The sequence below is a fragment of the Rhodococcus sp. WB9 genome (assembly GCF_007558985.1).
GTDB lineage: Bacteria > Actinomycetota > Actinomycetes > Mycobacteriales > Mycobacteriaceae > Rhodococcus_F > Rhodococcus_F opacus.
The window spans coordinates 1729861-1756727 of sequence record NZ_CP041769.1 but is presented as its reverse complement, the minus strand read 5'-3'; the positions used below and the strand labels follow the sequence as shown (position 1 = coordinate 1756727).

Below are 26867 nucleotides of genomic sequence, written 5' to 3'. Positions count from 1 at the left end.
TATCCCCGACCGCTCACAGCGTGACCGCGTCCTGATCCTGGCTCGCGAATGCGGGAGGCGGTAGCTTTTCCCCGCCCCCCAGAAAATTCGTTCGCCGTCAACAGGGCGCACAGACCCCATCGTCGCACAGCGGCGCGGCTCCGTTCAGCGGATTCGGTTCTCGCGGCGACGGGTGCGACCGGCCTCGAGATACCTCGACAGCACCGGCCCGATGACGGCGAGGGACTGCGGCTCGATCATGTCGTTGTGCCCGCAGCCCACCGGATGCTCCACGATTCGACCCGTCACGAGCGGCCGCCACTCGTCCGCCGACCGGGCGCGCGTGGTGCCGTCGTCGTCGCCGGTCGCGGGGAAGATCAGCAGCTCGCCATCGTAGACCTGTGGCTCGAACCGATGGACGAGGTTTCGCGAATTCTCGTATCCGGCGTTGATTCGCTCGAGGTGTTCGCCGCGCAGCCCGGAGTCGCTGCCCCACGATTCGTTCAGCAGTTGCGCCGCGCGTTCGTACGTGAGCTCGCCGTCGGTGGCGACGACGAGCCCCAGGCCGCGGAGCAGATCCCGCATGTCGAGCTTCCCGAACAGCGGATCCTCGCCGTTGTCGGGATAGCTGTCCATGACCGTGAGGGTGGCGACCTCCTCGCCTGCCCTCTGCAGTTCGACGGCCATCGCGTGCGCGATGACCCCGCCCAGCGACCAGCCGAGCAGGTCGTACGGTCCCTCCGGCTGGATGACCCTCATCTCTTCGATGTACCGGTGCGCGAGTTGTTCGATCGACTGGTAGTCGCCGTCCCCGCTGATCGTGGGCAACTGCAGTCCGTACGCGCGCCGGTCTGCGGGCAGATACCGGACGAGACCCGCATACCCCCAGGAGAGCCCGATTCCCGGGTGGACGCAGAACAGCGGTCGTCCGGCGCCCTCGGTGCGCAGCGGAATCACGACCCCCAGCGCCTCCGTCACACCGCCCTCCGCCGACGGCAGGGCGATCCTGCGGGCGAGGCCGGCCGGGGTGGGGTCGAGGAACATCCATTGCAGCGGGATCTTCCGCCCGAGTCTCTCCTGCAGAGCGGCGATCACCTTCGTGGCGAGCAGGGAGTTGCCGCTCCTCTCGAAGAAATTGTCCTCGGCCCCCACCCGGTCGAGTCCGAGCACCTCGGCGAAGACGTCCACGACTGCCGCCTCGAGGTCGTTCGCGGGCAACCGGAAGCGAGCGCCCGACAGGAACTCGGGTGCGGGCAGTGCGGCGCGATCCAGCTTGCCCACCGGGGTCAGCGGAATCTGGTCGAGCACGACGATCGCGGCGGGCACCATGTGGGCGGGCAGACGCTCCCCGACGAGACGGGTGAGTTCCGCGGTGTCGAGGTCCGCGCCGCCGATCGGACGGACATAGGACACGAGCAGCGGTTCCCCGGCAGGCCCGGCACGGCCGATCGTGACGGCGAACCCGACGTCGGGATGATCGGTGAGTGCCGCGTCGATCTCGCCGGGTTCGATGCGGAACCCGCGGATCTTCACCTGGAAGTCGCTGCGCCCGACGTACTCGAGAGTGCCGTCCCGGCGCCACCGCACCACGTCTCCCGTGCGGTACATCCGCTCGCCCGGCGCACCCCAGGGGGCGGCCACGAAACGGGACGCTGTCAGTCCAGGCCGACGGTGATACCCGGACGCCAGGGCGCGTCCCGACACGTACAGCTCACCGACCACACCGACCGGCACCGGGCGCAGCCGCGAATCCAGCACCACCTCGGAGACGCCGCGGGTGGGTGCGCCGAGCGTGATCGGATCGCCCGGCACCAGCGGCTCGCTGATGTTCGACATGATCGTCGTCTCGGTCGGACCGTAGGCGTTGAACATCCTGCGGCCGGGCGCCCACCGCGCGACGAGTTCGGGTGGACAGGCTTCGCCGGCCACGACCAGCGTCTGCAGCGACTCGAAGCCGAGGGGGTCCATCGACGCCAGTGCGGTCGGGGTGACGAATCCGTGGGACACCCGCTCGTCGCTCAGCAGTCCGGCCAGTTCGGTGCCGCCGTAGATCGTCGGCGGGGCGATCACCAGCGTCGCGCCCGCGCAGAATGCCATGACCAGTTCGAACACGGAGGCGTCGAAACTCGGCGACGCGAAGTGCAGCACCCGGGCGCCGGGTGTGACGGCGAGACGGTCGCGCTCCTCCGCGGCGAGGTTCGCCAGGCCGCGGTGCGTGACGGCCACTCCCTTGGGGACACCCGTGGATCCGGACGTGTAGATGAGGTACGCGGGATGTGATTCGTGCAGCGGCGCCGTCCGGTCCGCATCGGTGACGGGGGCAGGCGACTGCACCGGGATCCGCTCCTCGGCTTCGGCGTCGTCGAGAACGATCCAGTTCACGGTGCCGGGCAGCCGATCTCGGTGTGCCCGAAGGGTCACCCCGGACACCGCCCCGGAATCGGTGAGCATGTGCTCGATGCGGTCGAGTGGATACCCGGGGTCGACCGGCAGGAACGCCGCGCCCGTTCGAGCGACCGCCCACACCGACAGCACCGATTCGATCGAGCGCGGCAGGCTCAGAGCGACGGTCGTTCCCGGACCCGCACCGTCCTCGATCAGGCGGCGCGCCAACCGGTTGGAGGATTCGTCGAGTTCGCGGTAGCTGATCGTCCGGCCCCGGTACGACACCGCGTCGGCACTCCGGTTTCGTTCGACCGCGGCCGAGAGCAGTTCCGGCAGCAGGACATTCGGGGCGTCGGGCGCACCGCGCGCCGGGGTGAGCGCCGCGACTTCGTCGGTGCCGAGGATCTCGATGTCGCCGACCGGAACACCGGGTTCGGCGGTGACGGTGTCGAGGATGCGCACGAACCGTTCTGCGAACCCCCGCACCGTGCCGGCGTCGAACAGGTCGGTCGCGTAGTCGATCGCACCCACCATGCCCGCAGCGCTGCCATCCGCTGCGAACCGCTCGTCGAGGATCACCTCGAGGTCCACCTTCACGACGGCGAGGTCGGGATCGAGCCCCTCGACGGTCAGCCCCGGCAACCGCAAGGCGGGATTCTCGGTGTTCTGGAATTCGAGGGACACCTGGAAGAGCGGCGAGTGGGCGGTCGACCGCACCGGTCCGACTGCGTCCACCACCCGTTCGAAGGGCAGGTCGGCGTGCGCGAAGGCACCGAGGTCGGCGTCGCGGACCCGAGCGAGCAGGTCACGGAACGGCTGTCCCGCCGCTACCGGGGTGCGCAGCGCCAGCGTGCCGACGAACATGCCGACGAGGTCGTCGAGCGCCGCCTCGCCGCGGCCGGCGATCGGGGTGCCGATCGCCACGTCCCCGGTGCCGCCGAGCCGGCCGAGCAGAACGGCGAGTGCGGCGTGCACGATCATGAATTCGGTGGACCGGTACTCTCGCGCCGCCGTCCGGATCCGCTCGTGCAGGCCGGGGTCGATCGCGAAGCGCACCCGGTCGCCCCGGAACGACTGCTGTGCGGGACGCCGACGGTCGGCAGGCAGTTCGAGGAGTTCGGGCAGCCCGGCGAGCGCCGACTCCCAGTAGGCCAGTTGCCGCGAGACCAGCGATCCGGGGTCGTCCTCGGACCCCAGCAGCCTGCGTTGCCACAGTGTGTAGTCGGCGTACTGCACGGGCAGCGGCGTCCAGGCGGGAGCGCGACCGTGGACGCGGGACTCGTACGCGATCATCACATCCCGCACCAGCGGTGCCATGGAGAAGCCGTCGGCCGAGATGTGGTGGACCACCACGGCGAGCACATGATCCGTCGGGTCGAGGGAGAACAGGGCGACGCGCAGCGGGACGGCGGCGGCGACGTCGAAGCCGGCCGACACCAGCCGGGTGAGCTCCTCCCGGAGGAGGCCTTCGTCCGCGACCGGGGTCGGCGCGCGCATCGGGGTGGCGGGCGCGCGGATCTCCTGGACGGGTTCGCCGTCGCGGAGCGGGAAGCGGGTGCGCAACGACTCGTGCCGGGTCACGACGTCCGTGACGGCGGCGGTCAGCGCATCCACGTCGAGGTCGCCGGTGAGCCGCACCACCATCGGGATGTTGTAGGCGGGCGAACTCGTGTCGAACTGGTTGATGAACCACATGCGTTGCTGAGCGAAGGACAGCGGGATGCGGTCGGGACGGTCCCCGGCGGTGAGGGCGGGACGGCCGGACGGACCCGCTCCCGCGTGCTCGATGCGCGCGGCGAACGCCTCGACGGTGGGCGCCTCGAACAACGCGCGCACGCCGATGTCGGTGCCGAGTGCGGCGCGCAGGCGTGCCACCGCGCGGGTCGCGCTCAGTGAATTGCCGCCGAGGTCGAAGAATCCCGCATCCGCGCTCACCCGGTCGAGTCCGAGGACCTCCGCGAAGACCTCGGCCACCATCTCCTCGACCGGATCGGCGGGTGCCCGGTATTCGCGCGTGCCGACGTCGTATTCGGGTGCGGGCAGGGCTTTGCGGTCGAATTTGCCGACGGCGTTCAGCGGGATCTGGTCCAGCACCGTGATCGAGGACGGAACCATGTGGGCGGGCAGTCTGCCCGCGAGCCGTCGGGTGATCGTCTCGGTATCGAGAGCACGTTCGGGCGCGGGCACGACGTAGGACGCGAGGAGTGTGTCCCCGGCCGGTCCGCGGTAGGCGACCGTGGCCGCGAACCGGATGTCGGAGTCGGCCATGAGGGTGGTGTCGATCTCGCCGAGTTCGATGCGGAACCCACGCACCTTCACCTGGAAGTCGCTGCGGCCGAGGTACTCGATGGTGTGCTCGGGCGTCCAGCGCACGATGTCGCCGGTGCGGTACATCCGCTTCCCGGGATCGGCGGGGTCGGCGACGAACCGTTCTGCCGTCAGCCCGGGGCGCCGGTGGTAGCCGCGCGCCAGTCCCGCACCGGCGAGGTACAACTCCCCGGGAACCCCGACCGGGACGGGCTGCAACCGGGAATCGAGCACCAACTCCGTGACACCGCGGATCGGTCCGCCGATGGTGATCTGCTCCCCCGGGATCAGAGGATCGCTGATGTTGGACATGATCGTGGTCTCGGTCGGTCCGTACCCGTTGTACAACCGGCGTCCCGGCGCCCACCGGTTCACGAGTTCGGGTGGGCAGGCCTCGCCGCCGACGACGACGTCGGTGAAGTGATCCAGCCCCGCCGGGTCGAGGGACGCGAGCGCCGCCGTGGTGACGAATGCGTGGGTGACGTGCCGCTCGCGGATCAGTTGGGCGAGTTCGTCGCCGCCGAATACCGTGGTCGGCGCGATCACCATCGTCGCTGCCGCGCCGAACGCCTGCAGGTACTCGAATACGGATCCGTCGAAGCTCGGTGTCGAAAAGTGCAGCGTCCGGGATGCGGGGTCCGCCCCGAAGCGGGCGAGTTGGTCGCGCGCGAAATTGTCCAGACCGCGGTGCGTCACGGTCACGCCCTTCGGCCTGCCGGTGGACCCCGACGTGTAGACAAGGTATGCGGCCGTGTCGAGGGTGACCGGTCCCCTGCGGTCGCCGTCGTCGACCGGTGCCGCGGATGCGGCCGCGCACTCGTCGACGAACGCGGGGTCGTCGAGCACCAGCCAGTCGGTGGTCTCGGGCAGGCGGGCGCGATGCTCGGACGTCGTCAGCCCGAGTGCGCACTCCGAATCGGTGAGCATGTGCGTGATGCGCTCGTCGGGATAGTTCGGGTCGACGGGTACGAACACGGCCCCGGTCTTGGCCACCGCCCAGACACACAGCACGGACTCGATCGAGCGTGGGATACCCACGGCCACCGACGTTTCCGGGCCGAGCCCGCGGTCGATCAGAGCACGGGCGAGCCGGGTGGACCGCTCGTCCAGCTCCCGGTACGACACCTCGACGTCGCCGGACGACAGGGCGACCGCATCCGGGTCGACGGCGGCCGCGTCCGTGAAGATCTGCGGGAGCGTGCGGACGGAGCCGGCCGGACCACCGCGGACCGGTACCAGTTCCGCCCGTTCGCGCTCGGTGAGCAGCGACAGCCGGGCGAGCGGCACGTCGGGTCCGGTGCAGGCGTCGAGCACCCGCACCACCCGCTCGGCGATGTCCTCGATCGCGCCGGGGGCGAACAGGTCGGGAACGTACTCGAACTTCAGGTGCAGGCTCGCCGCCGCCGACGCGACGAGGCTCAGCGGGTAGTGGGCGGCGTCGCGGGCATCCACGCCGGTCACGCGGAGCCCGGCGATGTCGGTGTCCTCCGACAGCCCAGCCCGGTCCACCGGGTACGACTCGAACACGGTGAGCGTGTCGAACCCGACGCCGGGACCCGCGGCGTCCTGGATCTCGGCGAGACCCGTGTAGTGGTGATCGAGCATCGCCGCCTGCTCGGCCTGCACCCGCTCCAGCAACGCGCCGAGCGTCTCCTCCGAACGCAGCGTGACGCGCACCGGCACGGTGTTGATGAACAGCCCGACCATCGTCTCGATGCCGGAGAGTTCCGGCGGCCGGCCGGAGACGGTGGCGCCGAACACGACGTCGTCGCGTCCGGTGAGCATCCCCAGCACGATGCCCCATGCCGTCTGCAGAATGCTGTTGAGGGTGAGCCCGCGAGCACGCGCGGATTCGCGCAGCCGGTCGGTCCGGTCCTTGTCGAGGTCGAACACCCACTCCCGCGACACGGTCGACAGTTGCCGAGCCCGGTCGGCGGGGACCAGCAGCGTCGGTTCCTCCACCCCCGCGAGTGCGTCCGCCCAGGCCCGCGCGGACAGACCGGTGTCGCGCCTGTTCATCCACGCCAGGTAGTCGCGGTAATCCCGCACCCGGGGCAGCGGCGCCAGGTCGGCATTCGTGGCGTACAGCGTGAGCAGTTCCCGGATCATCAGCGGCATCGACCAGCCGTCGAGCAGGATGTGGTGGTTCGTCGACACCAGCCGGCAGCGGCCGGCGGCCGTCCGCACCAGCAGGAACCGGATCAGCGGTGCGGTGGTCATGTCGAACGGGGTGGTCCGGTCGGCGGCCAGCAGTCGCTCGACCTCGGCGGTCGCCGCGTCCTCGTCCAGTCCGCTCAGGTCGATCTCCCGCCAGGGCACGGCAACCCTGCCCGCAACCACCTGCACGGCCCCGCCCTCGGTGTCGTGACAGAACGCGCTGCGCAGGTTCGGGTGACGGTCGAGGAGGGCGCCGGCGGCCCGGCGCAGTCGTTCCGCATCGACGTCGCCGCCGAGGTCGAGGATCAGCTGGACGAGGTAGGCGTCCACCGATTCGTCGGCCAGTTCGGCATGGAACAGCATGCCCGCCTGCAGCGGCGACAGCGGCCAGACGTCGGTCATCGCCGGGTAGCGGCGCTCGAGGTCGTCGATCGCGCTCTGGCCGAGCCGGACGAGGCTCAGGTCGGACGGGGTGAAGCCGCCGCCACCGGACCGGGCGTGCGCGGTGAGGGCCTCGAGCGCGCCGACCCACAGCCCAGCGAGTTCGCCGACGTCGTCGGCGGCGATCACCCCGACGGGGAACGACCACGTGGCGGTGAGGGCAGGACCGGCGGCGGTGTCGGTGGTCCTGGCGTTCACGTCGACGACGGCCGCCGCGGGCAGCCCGGACTGCGCGACGGCGGCGAGCCCCGCGTCGGAGACCGGCGTCCAGTCGCCGTCCGCCGCGGAACCCGAACCGAGCCTGCCGAGGTAGTTGAAACTCACCTGCGCGCTCGGCAGGGCCGCGAGCTCCGGCGCCGTCTCGGCGTCGAGGTAACGGAGCAGCCCGAACCCGATGCCGTGGTCGGGGATCGACTGCAACCGCTCCTTCACGGCCTTGACCGCAGCACCGGCGGCGGGGCCGGCCGCGAACGCGTCGTCGACGTCCACGCCGCCCAGGTCGAGGCCCACCGGGAAGATCGTGGTGAACCAGCCGACGGTGCGGGCGAGATCGGCGCCCGGCACCACCTGCTCCTCACGACCGTGCCCCTCGAGATTCACCAGCGCGCCGGACGACTCGATGCCCCGCGCCCGGCGCCAGCGGACGAGCGCCAACGCCAGCGCCGTCAGCAGTCCGTCGCCGACACTCCCGTGGAAGGCCTGGGGAAGCGTCGTCAGCAGCGCCTCCGTCACCTCGACGGGAACCCGGACCTCGACGTCGGAGGTCTGAATGTCGGTTGCGGTGAGGGGCCGCGACCCGAGCGGCGGGTCCGGGGTGTCGAGCATCCGCCGCCACAGGTCGAGTTCGGCTGTGCGAGAGGGCTTCTGCGCCACATCCGTGAGGGCGTGCGCCCACCGGCGCATCGACGTGCCGATGCCGGGCAGGGTAGGCGGCTCACCCGACAGCACCTGAGCGCAGGCGAGGGCGAGGTCGGGGACGAGGATGCGCCACGACACCCCGTCGACCACCACGTGATGGGCAACGATCAGCAGCCGTCCCGCGGCGGCCGGTGTCGCGCTGCTCGCGAACCACACCGCCTGCACCATCACACCCGACTCCGGGTCGAGCCGGCCCGCGGCGGCGTCCAGTTCGCGGGACGCGGCCTCGATGAACGAGTCCGCGGCGTCGAGCGGCACCGTGCGCACCACCGCGGTCGCCCGCACCCAGCCGGGCGGTGCGACCACCATCGCCGCACCCCGCTCGGCCCGGTCGCTGCGGTACAGCCGGGCGCGCAGCATGTCGTGCCGGTCCAGGACGGCCTGCATCGCCGCCGTCAGCGTGTCTTCGTCCAGTGCGGCGGGGGTCGTGAACAGCGCGGCCTGGGAGTACCGCCGGAAATCGCCGTCCCTGCCCAGCATCCAGTGCACGATCGGGGTCAGTGGCAACTCGCCGACGCCGCCGCCGGGCAACTCCTCCAGCGTGACGGTCTCCTCCCCCGCGGTCGCGACCTCCGCGAGTGCGGCAACCGTCTTGCGCTTGAACACGTCCCGCGGGGTGATCACCACCCCGGACGCCTTCGCCCGGGTGACGAGCTGAATCGACATGATGGAGTCGCCGCCCACCGCGAAGAACGAATCGTCGACACCCACCGATTCGAGGCCGAGCACCTCGGCGAACAGCGCGGCCAGGATCCGCTCCGTCTCCGTGGCGGGGGCACGACCGAGCGACACCTGCCGTCCGAAGTCCGGTTCGGGCAGCGCTCGTCGGTCGAGTTTGCCGTTCACCGTGAGGGGCAGGGCGTCGAGCACCACCACGGTCGCAGGCACCATGTGCGCCGCCAGCCTGTCGGCGACCGCGTCGACGATTCCGGCCGGGTCCAGCACCCGGCCCGCCTCGGGCACCACGTAGCCCACCAGTCGTTCGCGCCGCGCCGACACCACCGACTGCGCCACACCGTCGCAGTCGAGGAGCGCCGACTCCACCTCACCGAGCTCGATGCGGAAACCCTTGACCTGCACCTGGAAGTCGTTGCGGCCCAAATATTCCAGCTGGCCGTCCGTGTTCCACCGGCCGAGGTCGCCGGACCGGTACATCCGCGATCCGGGTGTGTGCGGGTCGGCCACGAACCGGGTCGACGTGAGCGCGAACCGGCCCAGATAACCCCGGGACACCTGCGCGCCCGACACGTAGAGTTCCCCGACCACTCCCGGCGGCACCGGGTGCAGGCGGGTGTCGAGCACGTAGACGCGCAGGCCGGGCAGTGCCCAGCCGATCACCGAGGCCGAGGCGGATGCGGCGAGTTCCTCGTCCAGCGGCAGATGACTGACGTGCACGGTGGTTTCCGTGATGCCGTACATGTTCACCAGCGCCGGGGCGGTGTCGACGCGCCGCGCGTACCAGCGGGTGAGCTGCCCCAGGTCGAGGGCTTCGCCGCCGAACACCACGACGCGGAGGGCGAGTTCGGCGGCGCCGGTGACCCGGTCCGCCTCGGCGAGTTGGTAGAAGGCGGTGGGGGTCTGATTCAGGACGGTGACGTTCTCGTCCCGCAGCAGTCGCAGGAACATGTCGGGTGAGCGGGTCGTGAAGTAGTCGACCACCACCAGCCGGCCGCCGTGCAGCAGCGCGCCCCACAACTCCCACACGGAGAAGTCGAACGCCGCCGAATGGAACATGGTCCACACGTCGGAGGCATCGAACCGGAACAGGGGCTGCGTGTTCGCGAACAGGGTGACGACGTTGCGGTGCGCCACCTGAACGCCTTTCGGCCGGCCCGTCGAGCCGGAGGTGTAGATGACATACGCCACCGAGTCCGGGCGCAGCGGTCCGGTACGGTCGCCGTCGGTCACCGGCAGCGGCGACGTACGGTCGAGTTCGGCCACCGTCTCCGCGCTGTCCACGAGGAGGAGCGGGCCCCCGCTCGCCCGGACCGCGCCGGATTCGGCCTCGGTGGTCAGCACACACACGGGCCGGGCGTCGGCGAACACGAACGCGAGCCGCTCTGCCGGGTACGTGACGTCCACGGGCACATAGCCGGCGCCCGACTTCACCACCGCGAGCAGCGCCACCACCAGATCCACCGACCGCGCCGCGGCGACGGCCACCAGGGTCTCGGGGCCGGCGCCCCGCGCGATCAGCAACCGCGCCAGACGATTCGCCCGGCTGTCCAGCTCGTCGTAGGTGAGCGAGACGCCTTCGCACACGACGGCCGTCGCGTGGCGGGATCGCTGCGCGGCCCGCTCGAACAGTTCCGCCAGGGTCGCGTCCGGCGCGGCGGGCTCGGCGAGCGCCGGCAGCACCAGATCCCGCTCCACCCTGTCCAGGATCTCGATATCGCCCACCGGGAGCCCCTCGGCAGCGGCGACCGATTCCAGCACCCGCAGGAACCGGTCCCCGAACCGCGCCACGGTGCCGCGATCGAGCACGTCCGTCGCGAACCGCAGTCCGGCAGCGAGTCCGGCCGGTGCGCCGTCCGTGTCGATCTGTTCGGCGACGCTCAGTTCCAGGTCGAACTTCGCGACGCCGAGGTCCACATCGAGCGAGTCGACGGTGAGTCCGGGCAGTTCGAGGTGGGTGCCCTCCGCGTTCCGGAACTCGATGAGCACCTGGAACAGTGGGGTGTGCGACGTGGATCGTTCGGGGGCGAGGTGGTCGACAAGCCGCTCGAACGGGATGTCCGCATGCTCGAACGCACCGAGGTCCGCGGCCCGGACCTCGGTCAGTACCTCACCGAACGACGCCCGCGGATCCACCACCGTTCGCAGCACGAGCGTGTTGACGAACATGCCCACCACGTCGTCGAGCACCGCCTGCCCGCGACCGGCGACGGGCGTTCCCATCGTGACGTCGTCCGTGCCCGACAACCGGGACAGCAGGACGGCGAACGCCGCATGGACCGCCATGAACAGCGTCGAATTATGTCGGGCCGCGATCGTGTTCAACGCCCGGTGCAGCCGGGCCGGCACCTCGAACTCGACGACGTCCCCGCGGTACGACCGCTGGGCGGGGCGCGGCCGGTCGACCGGGATCTGCAGCACCTCGGGCGCACCGGACAGGGTGTCCGTCCAGTAGCCCAGCTGCCTCGACAGCACCGAGTCCGGGTCGTCGACCGCGCCGAGGAAGTTCCGCTGCCACACGCTGTAGTCGGCGTACTGCACCGTCAGCGGAGTCCAGCCGGGGGTGTCCCCCACGGTCCGGGCGGTGTACGCGAGCATGACGTCGCGGGCGAGCGGCATCATGGAGAACCCGTCGGCGGCGATGTGGTGCACCACGATGGCCAGGACGTGCTGCTCGGGCTCCAGCTCGAACAGACTTGTGCGGAAAGGGATCTCGTCGCTCACGTCGAAACCGGTGCCGATCAGGGCTGCGAGGGCGTCCCGCAGTGCACGGTCACCGGCGACGGCCACCGGATCGAGGTGGGGGGTGGCCCGCCCGGGATCGACGATCACCTGGTGCGGTCCGTCCACCGACCCGGGAAACACGGTGCGCAGCGATTCGTGCCGTTCGACGACGTCGCCGACCGCCGCGAGCAGAGCGGCGTGATCGAGGACTCCGGTCAGTCGCAGAGCGATCGGGATGTTGTAGGCAGGCGAAGACGTGTCGAACTGGTTGACGAACCACATGCGTTGCTGCGCCAGCGACAACGGGATCCGGTCGGGGCGCGGTCGTGCGGCGAGTGCCACCGACGGGGCGGTCGCCGCCGCCGCCGAGTCGATCCGGACCGCCAGATCGGCCACGACGGGCGCGTCGAACAGTGCGGCCACGCCGATCCCGGCGTCGAGGGCGGAGTTGATGCGCGCCACCGCCCGGGTGGCGCTGAGCGAGTCGCCGCCGAGTTCGAAGAAGCTGTCGTCCGCACCGACACGCGGGGCACCGAGCACGTCGGCGAACACCTGCGCGACGGCCTCCTCGACCGGAGTGGTGGGCGCCCGGTACCCGATGGTCGCCGACGTGAATTCCGGTGCGGGCAGCGCCTTCCGGTCGAGCTTGCCGACGGGGGTCAGCGGAATCTCGTCGAGGACCACCACCGCGGCGGGCACCATGTATTTGGGCAGGATCCGGCCCGCGAACGCGAGCACGTCCGGCGCCGTCACCTCCTCGCCGTCGTGCGGCAGCACGTACGACACCAGTGCGGTGTCCCCCAGCGGGCCCGGCCTGCCGAGGGTCGCGGCGAAGTCGAGGTGCGGGTGGGTGGTGAGAACGGAATCGATCTCCCCCAGTTCGACGCGCTGACCGCGGATCTTCACCTGGAAGTCGCTGCGCCCGAGGTATTCGAGGGTGTGGTCGCGACGCCACCGCACGACGTCGCCCGTGCGGTACATCCGGCCGCCGCCGTAGGGGTCGGCGACGAACCGCTCCGCGGTGAGCGCCGGCCGGCGGTGGTATCCGCGGGCCAGCGCCGGTCCCGCGATGTACAGCTCGCCGGGCACCCCGGCCGGAACGGGCTGCAGCCGCGCGTCGAGGACCGACAGCGCGATGCCCCGGACGGGGCTCCCGATGGTGACCGGCTCGCCCGGTCTCATCGGCCGGCTGAACGTGGTGAGGATGGTGGCCTCGGTGGGGCCGTACCCGTTGAACATCGCCCGATCCGCACCCCACGCGGCGACCAGTTCGTCACCGACGGCGTCGCCGGCCACGACGAGCGCCTCGAGGTGCTCGATGCGATCGCGCTCCACGGTGGCCAGGACGGCCGGGGTGATGCAGGCGTGGGTGACGCGTTCGCGCCGCAGCAGCGCGGCCAGTTCCGCCCCGCCGTAGACGTCGGGAGGAGCGACGACGAGCGTCGCCCCGGCCGCACACGACTGGACGAGTTCGAGTATCGCCACGTCGAAGCTGGGTGAACAGATGTGCAGGCACCGGGAGTCGGGCGACACGGTGTAGTGCTCGGTCTGTTCGGTGAGCAGGTTCGCCAGACCGCGGTGGGTGACGACGACGCCCTTCGGCCTGCCGGTGGACCCGGACGTATAGATGGCGTATGCGGCGTTGTCGACGTCGAGCACCGACCGGCGGTCCAGGTCGGTGACGCGGACCGACGATGCGGCGGCCCACGTGCGGTCGAAGGCCGGATCGTCCAGCACCAGCCACGGCACGGAACCGGGCAATCGGTGCCGGTGTGCCGATGTCGTCACACCCAGTGCCGCACCGGAATCGGCCAGCATGTGCTCGATGCGGTCGGCGGGATAATTCGGGTCGACGGGCACGAACGCCGCGCCCGCTTTCGCGACCGCCCACACGGCCAGCACCGATTCCCGTGAGCGGGGTAGCCCGAGCGCCACGAACGTCTCCGGCCCGGCACCGCGTTCGACGAGGACGCGGGCCAGCGCGCTCGACCGCTCGTCGAGTTCCCGGTAGCTCGTCTCGCGTCCGTCGAAGACGAGCGCGGGCGTCTCCGGCCGGTTCCCGGCCGAGGCGGTGAGGATCTCGGGCAGGGTCTTCGGCGGGCCGGCGGGGGCCCCGGACACCGCGGTGTACTCCCGGAGTTCGGCCTCCGACAGCAGGGTGAGGTGGGCGATGGGTGTGTCGATGTCCGACAGCAGGATCTGCACGACGCGCGCGACGCGGGCCGCCACCGACTCCGCGAACTCGCTCTGGAAGACGTTCGGCTGGTACCGCAGTCGCAGGTGCAGTCCGGTGTCGACGTGCGCCATCAGGGTGAACGGGTAGTGGGTGGAGTCGATCCCCTCGATCCCGGCGACGTGCATGCCGTCGATGTCGGTGTCTTCCGACAACCCCATGCGGTCCACCGGATACGACTCGAACACGGTCAGCGTGTCGAACACGGCGCCCACGCCCACGGCGCGCTGGATCTCGGTGAGTCCCACGTAGTGGTGATCGAGGAGGGCGGACTGTTCACGCTGGAAACGCTGCAGCAGTTCGGCGAGCGTCTCCTCGCGGCGCAGGCGCAACCGGACGGGCACCGTGTTGATGAACAGCCCCACCATCGACTCGATGCCTGCTACTCCCGGTGGGCGGCCGGACACCGTGGCTCCGAAAACCACGTCCTCGCGGGTGCCGAGCGTGGTCAGCACGAGCCCCCACGCCACCTGGACGAGGGTGTTCATCGTCAGCCCGTGCTCCCGTGCGAGAGCCTCGAGCGCCCGGGTCTTCTCCTCGCCCACGTCGAGTCGCACGTCCTCGGGTTCGGCGAAGCTCTGCTCGCCGCGCGCCGCGGACGCCACGAACGTCGGCTCGTCCGAGCCGGCGAGGGCGGATACCCAGGCGGCCGTGGACCGTTCGTGGTCCTGCCTGCCGATCCACTGCAGGTAGTCGCGGTAGGACGTGACGCGGGGAAGGTCGGTCGTGTCGCCGTCGGTGGCGTAGAGGACGAGCAGGTCCTTGATCACCAGCGGCGTCGACCATCCGTCGAGGAGGATGTGGTGATGGGTCACGACCAGCCGGTACCGGTCGGGGGCGGTGCGCAGCAACGTGAATCGGAGCAGCGGCGCCTCGGACATCTCGAACGGGACGGCGCGGTCGGCCGCGACGAGTGCCGCCGCCTCCGTCGCGATCCGGGTGTCGTCGAGATCCGACAGGTCGACGTCGGTCCACGGCGCTGTCGCCCTCGCGAGTACCACCTGGACCGGTCCGCCACCGGTGTCGGCGAACGCCACCCGGAGGTTCGCGTGCCGGTCGAGCAGGCCCTGTGCGGCGCGGCGGAGTCTGGCGGAGTCGACGGTGCCGCGCAGGTCGAGGACCAGCTGCACCTGGTACGCGTCGAGGCGATGCTCGGACAGCTGCGCGTGGAACAGCAGACCGGCCTGCAGCGGTGACAACGGCCAGATGTCGGCGACGTCCGAGTAGGTGCTCTCGAACCGGTCGATGTCTGTCTGCCCGACCGACACCAGATCGAGATCGGACGGCGTCAGCCCGCCTGCGCCCGGACGGCTCGCGTGGTCGGCCAGGGCGGTGAGTGCCCGAACCCACAGTGCGGACAGCTCTTCCACGTCCTCGGCGGCCAGCACACCCGTGGGGTACGACCACGTCGCGGTGAGTACCGGGGCGCCGTCCCGGGCGGTGGTGGCGGCGTTGACGTCCACGACCCAGGCGGCGGGCATGTCGTAGTTCTGGGTTCCGCCGAGGTCCCCGTTGCCGGCGACGGGCAGCCAGGGCACGTCGCCGCCGCTCGTCGCCACCCGGCCGAGATAGTTGAAACTCACCTGCGGTGGCCGGAATCGGCGCAGTGCCTCCGAGCCGACCGGATCCAGGTACCGCAGCATCCCGTAGCCGATGCCGTGATCGGGGGTGGCGAGGAGTTGTTCCTTGATCGCCTTGATCGCGGACCCGGCCGCGTCGTCGCCGGCGAGGGCGGCGTCGACGCCGATGCCGGTGAGGTCGAGTCGCGCCGGGAACAGTGTGGTGAACCACCCGACGGTGCGGGACAGGTCGGCGCCGGGCACGACGTGGTCTTCGCGTCCGTGACCCTCGAGGTTGATCAGCACGTCGGCCGACTCGACCCCACGACGGCGCCGCCACCGAATCATCGCCAGCGTGAGCGCCGTGAGGAGGCCGTCGCCGACGGTGCCGTGAAAGGCGGCGGGCAGCGTGGTGAGGAGTGCCTCGGTGACGTGTGCGGGTACTTCCACCGTGACGCGGCCCGTCGTGGCATCGACGTCGACTGCGGGATCCAGCGGCCGGGAGCCGACGAGCGGATCGGGGCCGTCCAGGATCGACTGCCACAGGACAGCTTCGGCGCGCCGGGACCCCACGGCCTCGGTGAGTCCGTGCGACCACCGCCGCATCGACGTTCCCACGGCAGCCAGCGCGGCGGGCAAACCCTCGGCGACGCGGGTGTGGGCCGCCGCCAGATCCGAGATCAGGATCCGCCACGACACGCCGTCGACCACGAGATGATGCGCGACCAGCAGCAACCGCCCCTGCCCGCCGGGACCGTCGAACCAGAGCACCTGCACCATGCTGGCCGAGGCGGGGTCCAGGCGGTCCGCCGCCGCGTTCAGTTCCGCCCTCGCCACCGCATCGAAGTCACCGGGGTCGAACGACGTCACGGGCACGTGATGGATCAGCGCGTCGGCAGGCACCGATCCGGCCGGCAGCACCGTCATGGCCCACTGCCCCGCCTCGTCGACGGCGAGCCGCGCGCGGAGCATGTCGTGGCGGTCCAGCACGGCGTCGACGGCGGCGGCGAGATCGTCGCGGGTGAGCCGGGGCGGCGCGGTGACCAGCACGGCCTGGGAGAACCGGTCCAGCCGGCCGCCGCTGCGCCCCAGCATCCACGCGACGACGGGTGTCAGCGGAACCGGGCCGACGCCGGCGCCGGGAAGTTCCTCCAGCACCACGGTATCCGCGCGCTCGTAGTGTGCCACCTCGGCGAGACCGGCGACGGTCCTGCGCTCGAACACGTCCCGCGGGGAGAGAATCAGGCCGGCTGCCTTCGCGCGGGCCACCAGCTGGATCGACATGATGCTGTCGCCGCCCAGCGCGAAGAACGAATCGTCCACACCCACCCACTCGAGTCCCAGCACGTCCCGGAACAGACCGGCGAGCAGCGCCTCCGTCTCGGTGCGCGGCGGACGACTGTCGGTGACGGCGATACCGAAGTCCGGTTCCGGCAGCGCCTTCCGGTCGAGCTTGCCGTGGACCGTCACCGGGAGCGCCGCGATCACCACGACGGCGGCGGGCACCATGTACGCCGCGAGCCGCGTGCCCGCGAACTGCAGCACCTCGCCCGGATCGATGTCCGCTCCGGGTTCGGGGACCACATACCCGATCAGCCGGTCGCCGGACCGTTCGTCCCGGCGCACGTCGGCGACCGCCGCCGCCACGTCGCCGTGCGCGAGCAGCGCCGATTCGACCTCGCCGAGCTCGATCCGGAATCCGCGGATCTTCACCTGGAAGTCGGTGCGCCCCAGGTAGTCGAGTTGCCCGTCCACCGTCCAGCGCACGAGGTCGCCGGTCCGGTACATCCGGCTGCCCGCCGGCCCGAAGGGGTTGGCCACGAAGCGTTCCGCAGTCAGCGGGTGTCGCCCGTGATAGCCGCGTGCGAGCGCGGGGCCGGCAAGATACAGCTCCCCCGCGACCCCCGCCGGTACGGGATGCAGCCGCGCGTCGAGGACCGCCTCGGTGAACCCGAGCGTCGGCGCGCCGATCGTGACCGGTTCGCCCGGCGCCAGCGGGGTGCTGATGCTCGACACGACGGTCGACTCGGTCGGGCCGTACGCGTCGAACATGGCCCGGCCCGGCGCCCAGCGGGCCACCAGTTCCGGCGGGCAGGCCTCGCCGCCGGTCACCACGCATCGCACGCTCTCGAGGCCGGCGGGATCGACCGAGGCGAGCGCTGCCGGGGTGACGAAGCAATGCGTGACCCGCTCGCGCAGCAGCAGATCCGCGAGCTCCTCGCCGCCGTAGACGGACGGGGACGCGATCACCATCGTCGCGCCCGGCCCGACCGCCAGCATCAGCTCCAGTACGGAGGCGTCGAAGCTCGGCGACGCGAAGTGCAGGGTGCGGGACGCCGCGGTCGTGTCGAACGTGTTCTGCTCCGTCGCAGCGAAATTCGCCAGACCGCGGTGCGTGGTCACCACACCCTTCGGCCTGCCCGTCGATCCCGACGTGTAGATGACGTACGCGGGGTGGTCCACGTGCAACGCCGACGTGCGGTCGGTGTCGGTCACCGCCGCTGCCGGGAGCAGCGCCAGTTCGGCCTCGGTTCCGGGGTCGCCCGGCACCAGCCACGGGATCGACGCGGGAAGGGCCGACTGCAACGCGGCCGTGGTGAGACCGGCGACGGCGCCCGAGTCACCGAGCATGTACTCGATGCGCTCGGCCGGATGATTCGGGTCGACCGGCAGGAACGCGGCCCCGGTCTTGGCCACCGACCAGACCGCCAGCACGGATTCGATCGACCGCGGCAGCGCCAGAGCCACCACCTGTTCCGGGCCGACGCCGCGCTCGATCAGGAGCCGGGCGAGCCTGTTCGACCATTCGTCGAGTTCCCGGTAGGACACCTCACGTCCTTCGAAGGACAGCGCCGCGGCGTCCGGGTCCGCGGCGGTGGCGGCCGTCAGCAACTGCGGCAGCGTCCGAGCCGCCACGCCGGGGCCCCCGCTCGCGGACGTCAGTGCGACCCACTCGCCGGCGCCGAGGACGTCGACGTCGCCGACCGGGGCGTCCGGGGACTCGGTGACGGCGCTCAGGATCCGGACCAGGCGCTCGGCGAACGCGGCCACCGTGTCCGCGTCGAAGATGTCGGTGGCATACCCGAGCGCCGCACTGAGGCCCCCGGGATGACCGTCGGCGTCGGCGTTCTCCCGCAGGGTCAGCTGGAGGTCGAAATTGATCGTGTCGAACGCGAGGTCGAGGGGTTCGACATGGAGGCCCGGCAGCTCCAGCTCGGGGCGCTCGGTGTTCTGGAATTCGAGCATCACCTGGAACAGCGGCGAGTACGCCGTCGAACGGGAGGGACGCAGGCTTTCCACGACACGTTCGAACGGGACGTCCGCGTGCGTGAACGCCCCCAGATCGGCCTCGCGGACCTGCGCGAGCAGCTCCGCGAACGTGCGGGCGCCGTCGACGGGGGTCCGGAGCACGAGGGTGTTCACGAACATGCCAACCAGGTCGTCGAGCTCGGCCTCGCCGCGGCCCGCGATGGGGGTGCCCACGGCGATGTCGTCCGACGCGCTCAGCCGCGACAGCAGGACGGCCAGCGCGCAGTGCAGGGCCATGAACACGGTCGATCCGTGCCTGCGGGCGAGCTGCACGACGCTCCGGTGGAGGTCCGGGTCGATCTCGAATTCGACGCGGCCCGCGCCCAGGGTGCGGGCGACCGGGCGGGGCCGGTCCGTCGGCAGTTCCAGCACATCCGGGAGGTCGGCCAGTGTCGCGGTCCAGTAGTCGAGTTGGCGGGCGAGCGGCGAACCGTCTGCGTGTTCGTCGCCGAGCCAGTCTCGTTGCCACAGTGTGTAGTCGGCGTACTGCACGGGCAACGGGGTCCAGTCCGGCGCGGTGCCGCGGCGCCGCGCGGTGTACGCCGACAGGACGTCGCGGGCGAGCGGAACCATCGAGAAGCCGTCCGCCGCGATGTGATGCACGACCACGGCCAGCACGTGCTCGTGCTCGTTCACCCCGAACAGCCGGGCCCGCACCGGTGCCTCCGTCGTCACGTCGAACCCTGCGGAGAGCAGGCGGTGGAGTTCCGCGCCGAGGTCCGCCGACTCGACGGCGTGCGGTGTGAGAGCGGGCGCCACCTTCTCCGCCGGGAGGATCACCTGCCGCGGACCGCTGTCGGTGAGGGGGAAGACGGTGCGGAGGGATTCGTGGCGCTCGACGACGTCGGCGACGGCCGCTTCCAGCGCCTGCGTGTCGAGCGTGCCGGTGAGGCGGAGCGCGATCGCGACGTTGTACGCCGCACTGGCCGTGTCGAACTGGTTGATGAACCACATCCGCTGTTGTGCGAGCGAGACGGGGACCTCCCGCGACGGATCCCGCGGGGTCGGCGCCGGCCGGGATTCCAGGTTGGTTTCCCCGGCCTCGGCGCGGGCGGCCAACCCGGCGACGGTCGGGGCGTCGAACACGTCCCGCACGCCCAGCCGGTCGCCGACCGCGGCGTTGAGGCGGGCGACGAGCCGGGTCGCGGTCAGCGAGTTCCCGCCGAGCGCGAAGAAGTTGTCGTTCGCCCCCACCCGGACGATGCCGAGCAGGTCGGCGAACACGGCGGCGACGATCTCCTCCACCGGATTGCGCGGGGCGGCGAACCCCACCGTCGACGTGCCGAAGTCCGCTTCGGGCAGCGCTTTCCGGTCGAGTTTGCCGTTGACCGTCAGGGGCAGGGCGTCGATCACCACCACCGCGGCCGGCACCATGTACGACGGAACGCTCGCCCCGACCGCGTCGAGAACCGCCGCCGCATCGACATCCGCACCCATCTCCGGGACCACGTAGCCCACCAGCCGGTCGCCGTCCCGGTCGTCGCCGCGCACCACGACCACCGACTGCGCCACCCCGGCGCACGCGGCCAGAGCCGCCTCCACTTCGCCGAGTTCCACCCGGAACCCGCGCAGCTGCACCTGGAAGTCGCTGCGCCCCATGTACTCGAGCCGGCCGCCCGCACCCCACTTCACGACGTCGCCCGACCGGTACATGCGCGCCCCCGCCCGGTGGTGGCCGAACGGGTCGGCGACGAAACGCGTCGCGGTCAAACCCTGCCTGCCGATATAGCCGCGGGTCACCTGGTCGCCGGACACGTACAGCTCACCCACCACCCCGGGCGGCACCGGATGCAGCCGGCCGTCGAGGACGTAGACACGCAGACCGGGGAGTCCGCCGCCGATCACCGAGCCCGGCACGGACGCCACCAGCGCACGATCGAGGGCGAGGAAGCTGACGTGCACCGTGGTCTCGGTGATGCCGTACATGTTCACCAGCACGGGGTCCCGGTCGTCGTGCCGGGTGTACCACCGCTCCAGTTGCCCGACGTCGAGGGCTTCGCCGCCAAAGATCACGTGCCGCAACGACAGTGGCGCCTGGTCGATCTCCTCGACGGCGTTCGCCGCACGATCGGCCTCCGTCAGCTGGTAGAACGCCGTGGGGGTCTGGTTCAGCACCGTCACCCGTTCCCGGCGCAGCAGTTCGAGGAACGCGTCCGGCGATCGTGCGGTGAAGTAGTCGACCAACACCAGCCGGCCACCGTGGACGAGCGCACCCCACAGTTCCCAGACGGAGAAGTCGAACGCGTACGAGTGGAACAGCGTCCACACGTCGGACGAGTCGAACCCGAACAGCTCCCGGGTGTTGGCGAGCAGCGTGACAACGCACCGATGTGATACCTGGACGCCCTTCGGCCGCCCGGTCGACCCCGACGTGAAGATGACGTACGCGACGGTGTCGGCCCACAGCGGCCGCAACCGGTCCGAGTCGGTGACCGGCAGCCCGGACAGTTCGGCCACCGCACGCGCCGTCGCCGGATCGTCGATCGCCACCACCGGAATCCCGGTCGGCGTCAGCGACGCGAATTCCGCGCTCACCACGGCGCAGACGGGTCGCGCGTCCTCGAACATCGCTGCCACCCGCTCGGCGGGATAGCTGGTGTCGACCGGGACGTACCCGCCGCCGGCGGCGAGCACCGCCAGCAACGTCACCACGAGGGCAGGCGTGCGCTCCACCATCACCGCGACCAGCGACTCGGTTCCCACCCCCTCGGCGATCAGCAACCGTGCCAACCGGTTCGCCTGCTCGTCCAGTTCGCCGTAGGTCAGCGTCTCGTCACCGCACACGACCGCAGTGGCGTCCGGGGTCGACGCGGTCACCCGCGCGAGCAACTCGACCACGGTCTGTGCGTCGGCCGGGACACCCGCACGGTTCCACCGGTCCAGCACCAGGTCGCGCTCGACCGCACCGAGAACCGGGATGTCCCCCACCACCGCCGCCGGGTCGTCGACCACCGCCCGCAGCACCCGGACGAAGCGTTCCCCGAACCCCTCCACCGACGTCCGGTCGAACACGTCCGTCGCGTACAGGAATGCGGCGGCCATACCTGCGGCGGTGCCCTTCTCGTCGTGGTATTCGGCGAGCGACAGCTGCAGGTCGAATTTGGCGACCCCCGGGTCGACGTCGACCGCCTCGACGGTCAGGCCCGGCAGTTCGAGGTGGGCGCGCACGGTGTTCTGGAATTCGAGCAGCACCTGGAACAGCGGCGAGTGGGACGTCGACCGGCCAGGCGCCAGCTCGTCGACGACGCTCTCGAAGGGAACGTCCGTGTGCCCGAACGCGCCCAGATCCGTGTCGCGGGCCCGGGCCAGCACGTCGGTGAACACCTCACCGGACTCCACCGGAGTCCGCAGCACCAGCGTGTTCACGAACATCCCCACGAGGTCGTCCAGCGCCGCCTCGCCACGACCCGCGATCGGGGTGCCGATGGCGACGTCGCCCGATCCGGACATCCTCGACAGCAGCACGGCCAGCGCCGCGTGCATCACCATGAACAGGGTTGCGTGGTGCTCGCGCGCGAGGAGGAGCAGTTGCCGGTGCAGGCCCGCGTCGATCGCAAACGCCGCGGTCGCACCCTCGAGCGAGCGGGTCACCGGCCTGTTCCGGTCCAGCGGCAGGGCGCTGACCTCCGGGAGATCGGCCAGCACACCGCGCCAGTACTGCAACTGCCGGGACATGAGGCTGTCCGCGTCGTCGGCACTGCCGAGGAGGCGACGCTGCCACACGCTGAAGTCGGCGTACTGCACGGGCAGCGGCTCCCAGCTCGGCGGTGTCCCGGACCGGCGTGCCGCGTATGCGACCATCAGGTCGCGGGCCAGCGGCGCCAGCGACGCCCCGTCGGCGGCGATGTGATGCACCACGATCACCAGCACGTGTTCGTCGGGGCCGATCCACAACAGCGCCGCCCGCAGCGGGACCTTCGCGCTCACGTCGAATCCGCCCGCGAGGAGGGTCGCGATCCTCTCGTGCAGCGACTCGTCGCCGTCGACGTGCGGGGTGAGGTCGGGGACGACGTCCGCGGTGTCGACCACCACCTGGTACGGCCCGTCCGCCGACGCGGGGTACACGGTGCGCAACGACTCGTGCCGCTCGATGACGTCGCCCACCGCGGCCCGCAGCGTGTCGGAGTCCAGAGGTCCGAGTAGGCGCACGGCCATCGGGATGTTGTACGCCACCGACGACGTGTCGAACTGGTTGAGGAACCACATCCGTTGCTGCGCCAGCGACAACGGGATCCGTTCGGGCCGCTCCCCGACGGCCAGGGGCGGTCGGTCCACGAGTTCCGTACCGGAACGGCGAACGTACGCGGCCAGCAGTTCGACGGTGGGCGCCTCGAACAACGCTCGCACACCCACGTCCGATCCGAGTGCCGCGTTGACGCGCGCGATCACCCGCGTCGCCACGAGAGAATTGCCGCCGAGGTCGAAGAAGCTGTCGTCGACACTGATCCGTTCGACGCCGAGGACCTCGGTGAAGACCTCGGCGATCGATTCCTCGACCGGGTCGGTAGGCGCCTTGAATTCGGCGGCCGCGGACAGGAACCGCGGTTCCGGCAGTGCTGCGCGGTCCAGCTTGCCGACCGGGGTCAACGGGATCTCGTCCAGCACCACGACGACCGAGGGAACCATGTACGCCGGCAACCGGTTCCGCACCTGTCGCAGCAGTTCCGTCGTCTCGATCGGCCTGCCTGGGGCCGGGACGACGTACGAGACCAGGACCGTGTCCCCGGACGGCCCCGGCCTGCCGATGGTGACGGCCAGCCGCACGTCCGGATGTGTCTGCAGAATCGCGTCGATCTCGCCGAGCTCGATGCGGAAACCCCGCACCTTCACCTGGAAATCGCTGCGCCGCAAGTACTCGAGCGTGTGGTCGGGCCGCCACCGCACCACGTCACCCGTGCGGTACATCCGGCCGCGGCCGTAGGGGTCGGCGACGAAGCGCGCCGCGGTGAGACCGGGACGGCGGTGATAGCCCCGCGCCACACCGGCACCGGCGATGTACAGCTCACCGGGTACCCCGACGGGTACCGGATGGAGCCGGGCATCGAGTACCACCTCCTCGGCGCCTCTGATCGGCCCGCCGAGTGTGATGGGGTCACCGGGGGTCATCGGTGCGCTGATGTTCGCCATGACGGTCGTTTCGGTGGGACCGTACGCGTTGTGCAGCCTGCGCTCCGGCGCCCACCGGGCCACCAGTTCGGGCGGGCAGACCTCACCGCCCACGGCCACGTCGAGGAAGTCGCCCAGCGCATCCGGCGGGATCGTGCCCAGCGCGGCCGTGGTGACGAAGCCGTGCGTGACACGTTCCGACCGCAGGAGGTCGGCCAGTTCCGGGCCACCGTACGCGGACGGCGGCACGACCACCATCGTGGCGCCCACCCCGAACGCCTGCAGGTACTCGAAGACGGACGCGTCGAAACTCGGCGTCGAGAAGTGCAGCGTCCGGGACGATCTCGTGGCGCCGAAACGTTCCTGCTGGTCGGCCGCGAAGTTGTCGAGCCCGCGGTGCGTGATGGTGACGCCCTTCGGCTGCCCCGTCGAGCCGGACGTGTAGATCAGGTACGCGGAATTGTCGAGGTGCAGGGGCCGGATGCGGTCGGAGTCGGTCACCGGGTTGTCGGGCCGGGCCGCGCAGGCGGCCTGGAAGTCCGGGTCGTCGAGCACGCACCAGGGAATAGAATCGTGGAGGCGTCCCCGCAGCGACTCCTCCGTCAGGCCCAGCACCGCACCGGAATCGGCGAGCATGTAGTCGATCCGATCGGGCGGGTAGTTCGGGTCCACCGGAACGAATGCCGCCCCCGTCTTCGCAACGGCCCACACGGACGCCACCGACCGGAACGAGCGCGGCAGTGCCAGCGCGACGAACGATTCCGGCCCCACCCCGCGGTCGATCAGCATTCGCGCGACCTGCGTCGACCACCGGTCCAGCTCGCGGTACGACAACTCCTGGCCCTGCCGCGACAGGGCCGTCGAGACCGGATCCAGCGAGGCGGCGTCCGCGAAGAGATCGGGCAGAGTGCGCTCGGACCGACCCGGGCGTCCTCGTACCGGTGTCAGCGCGGAACGTTCGTCCGCGGACAGGATCTCGATGTCTCCGACCGGAACCTCGGGGTCGGCCGCCATCGCGCCGAGTATGCGGAGGTACCGCTCGGCGGCCACCCGGATCGTGTGGGCGTCGAACAGGTCTGCGGCGAAACCGAATTCGACGGTCACACCCGCCGGAGCCCCCGACTCGTCGACCGCTTCGGTCACGGTTACGCACAGGTCGAGGCCGGAGACGGTGCAACCCGGGGAGCCGGGCGCGCGGGTGTCGAGCAGCACCTGGACGATCGGTGCGTACGCGTCCGACACCGACACGTCGAGCTCCCGCACCAGCCGGTCGAACGGAACAGCGGTGTGCGCCACCGCCTCGGTGGCGACGTCCCGGACGTGCGACAGATAGTCGCGGCACGACACCTCGCTCGCGTACCGCGATCGCACCACCACGGTATCCGTGCGATCGCCCACGTCCACGGCGATTCCGACGGCGATGTCGCTGCTTCCGGTCACCCTGCCCAGCAGGATCGACAGGGCCGTCAGGAACACCGTGCGGCCGGTGGTGCAGGCGGCGTCGGCCAGTGCGGCCACGCGGCGGTGCAACTCCCCCGGCACCACCACGGTGACCCGGTCGCCCGCCGGCGACAACCTCGCCGGCCGGCGGCGGTCGGTGGGCAACGGCAGGAAGTCGGGCAACCCGTCCAGCTGCCGGCGCCAATACTCGATTTCCTCGGCCTCGCGCAGAAGTCGTTCGCCGGTGCGGGCACTGGTCTCGTGAATGCTGCCCACCCTGGACGCCGGATCTGCGGTGGCCAGTTCCTCGAGCAACTCGACGAACTGCTGATGGTGCTCCCGCAGTTCCGCGTCCTCGTAGCGGCTGGGGTTCGCGCGGAAGTCCACGTAGATCCTGGTGGGGGTGCCGCTCTGATACACGTTGATCAGCAGGTCCTCGACCGGACCCGACGTGACGATGTGGAAATCGCCGAGAAGCGAACCCAGCGCGACCTCCTGGCGGAACAACATGACGTTCACCATCGGCCCGTACAGTGCCGTCGTCGCGGTGTCGCCGGCGTCGCGGCGGATGTCGTCGAGGCTGCACCGCTGGTGTCGCAGTGCGGCGACCAGCTCACGCTGGACCTTCTCGATCAGTTCCGCGACGGTGTCGTCGGCCCGGACGCTGACGGGCATCGGGGCCACGTTGACGAGCATGCCACCGGAATTGCGCAGCACCGCCGTGGTGCGTGCCGACACCGGAATCGTCACCAGTACATCGGTTCTGCCGGTACGTCGCGCCAGGTAGCACGCCGCGGCCGCGATGATGGTCGCCGCAGACAGGCTGTCGCGGGAATCGAGAACCGCCACGACGTCGTCCGAGAGGATGGCACTCTCCACCGTGCTGGTGGCCGACACCTGCCCCGCCGTCCGCGCCAGCGTGGTGCCCTCGAGCCCGGCGACCCGCGCGGCCCAGTACTCTCGATCGGTTGCGAAACGCTCGGAGGCGCGGTACCGGCTGTCGATGTCGTACAACTGCCGCAGGCTCACCGCCCGGTTCGGATCCGGTTCGCGGCCCGCGATTTTCGCGGAATAGCGGTGTGCGATGCGGCGCAGCATCGTCATGGCGCCGTAGCCGTCGAGCGCGACGTGGTGAATCCTGCTGTACCACAGGAAGTGCGTGTCACCGGTCTGCAGGATCGACGTCTCGACCAGCCGGTCGGCGCTCAGGTCGAGCGGCGTGACGTAATCGCGTTCCATCCATTCGTGTGCCGCCGCCACCGGGTCGTCTTCCGCACGGAAGTCGACGTACGCGATCGACGTGTCCGTCCGATGGTCCACGTACTGCAGCGGCCGGCCCTCGACGTCGTACACCTTGAGGAAAGGTGATTCGAACTCGCGGGCCGCTATCACCGTCTCCTGCCGGAGCAGGTCGATGTCGAGCACACCGTGGAACTCCACGTACTGGGCGATGGAGATCGGGACCTGCGGTTCGAGTTGCTGCGCGAACCACGTGGCCCGCTGCGCCGCCGAGAGCGGAATCGGTTCGCCGCCGCCCGGAACACGGAGGTCCGCGGGGCGGCGCGTTTCTCCCGCCCCCGGAACGGGTCCTTCACCTTGTCCTGGGCACACTCGAACTCGACCTCGCCCCGCCC

At 70.7% G+C, this 26867-nt stretch carries 1 protein-coding gene; it reads right to left on the bottom strand.

Features of this window, described 5'->3' with window-relative positions; genetic code table 11:
• Nucleotides 1-144: 144 nt before the first annotated feature.
• Nucleotides 145-26844, bottom strand: a complete 26700-nt coding sequence (locus tag FND50_RS08275) for a non-ribosomal peptide synthase/polyketide synthase (protein ID WP_144285410.1) — start codon at nt 26842-26844, stop codon at nt 145-147.
• Nucleotides 26845-26867: the final 23 nt, after the last annotated feature.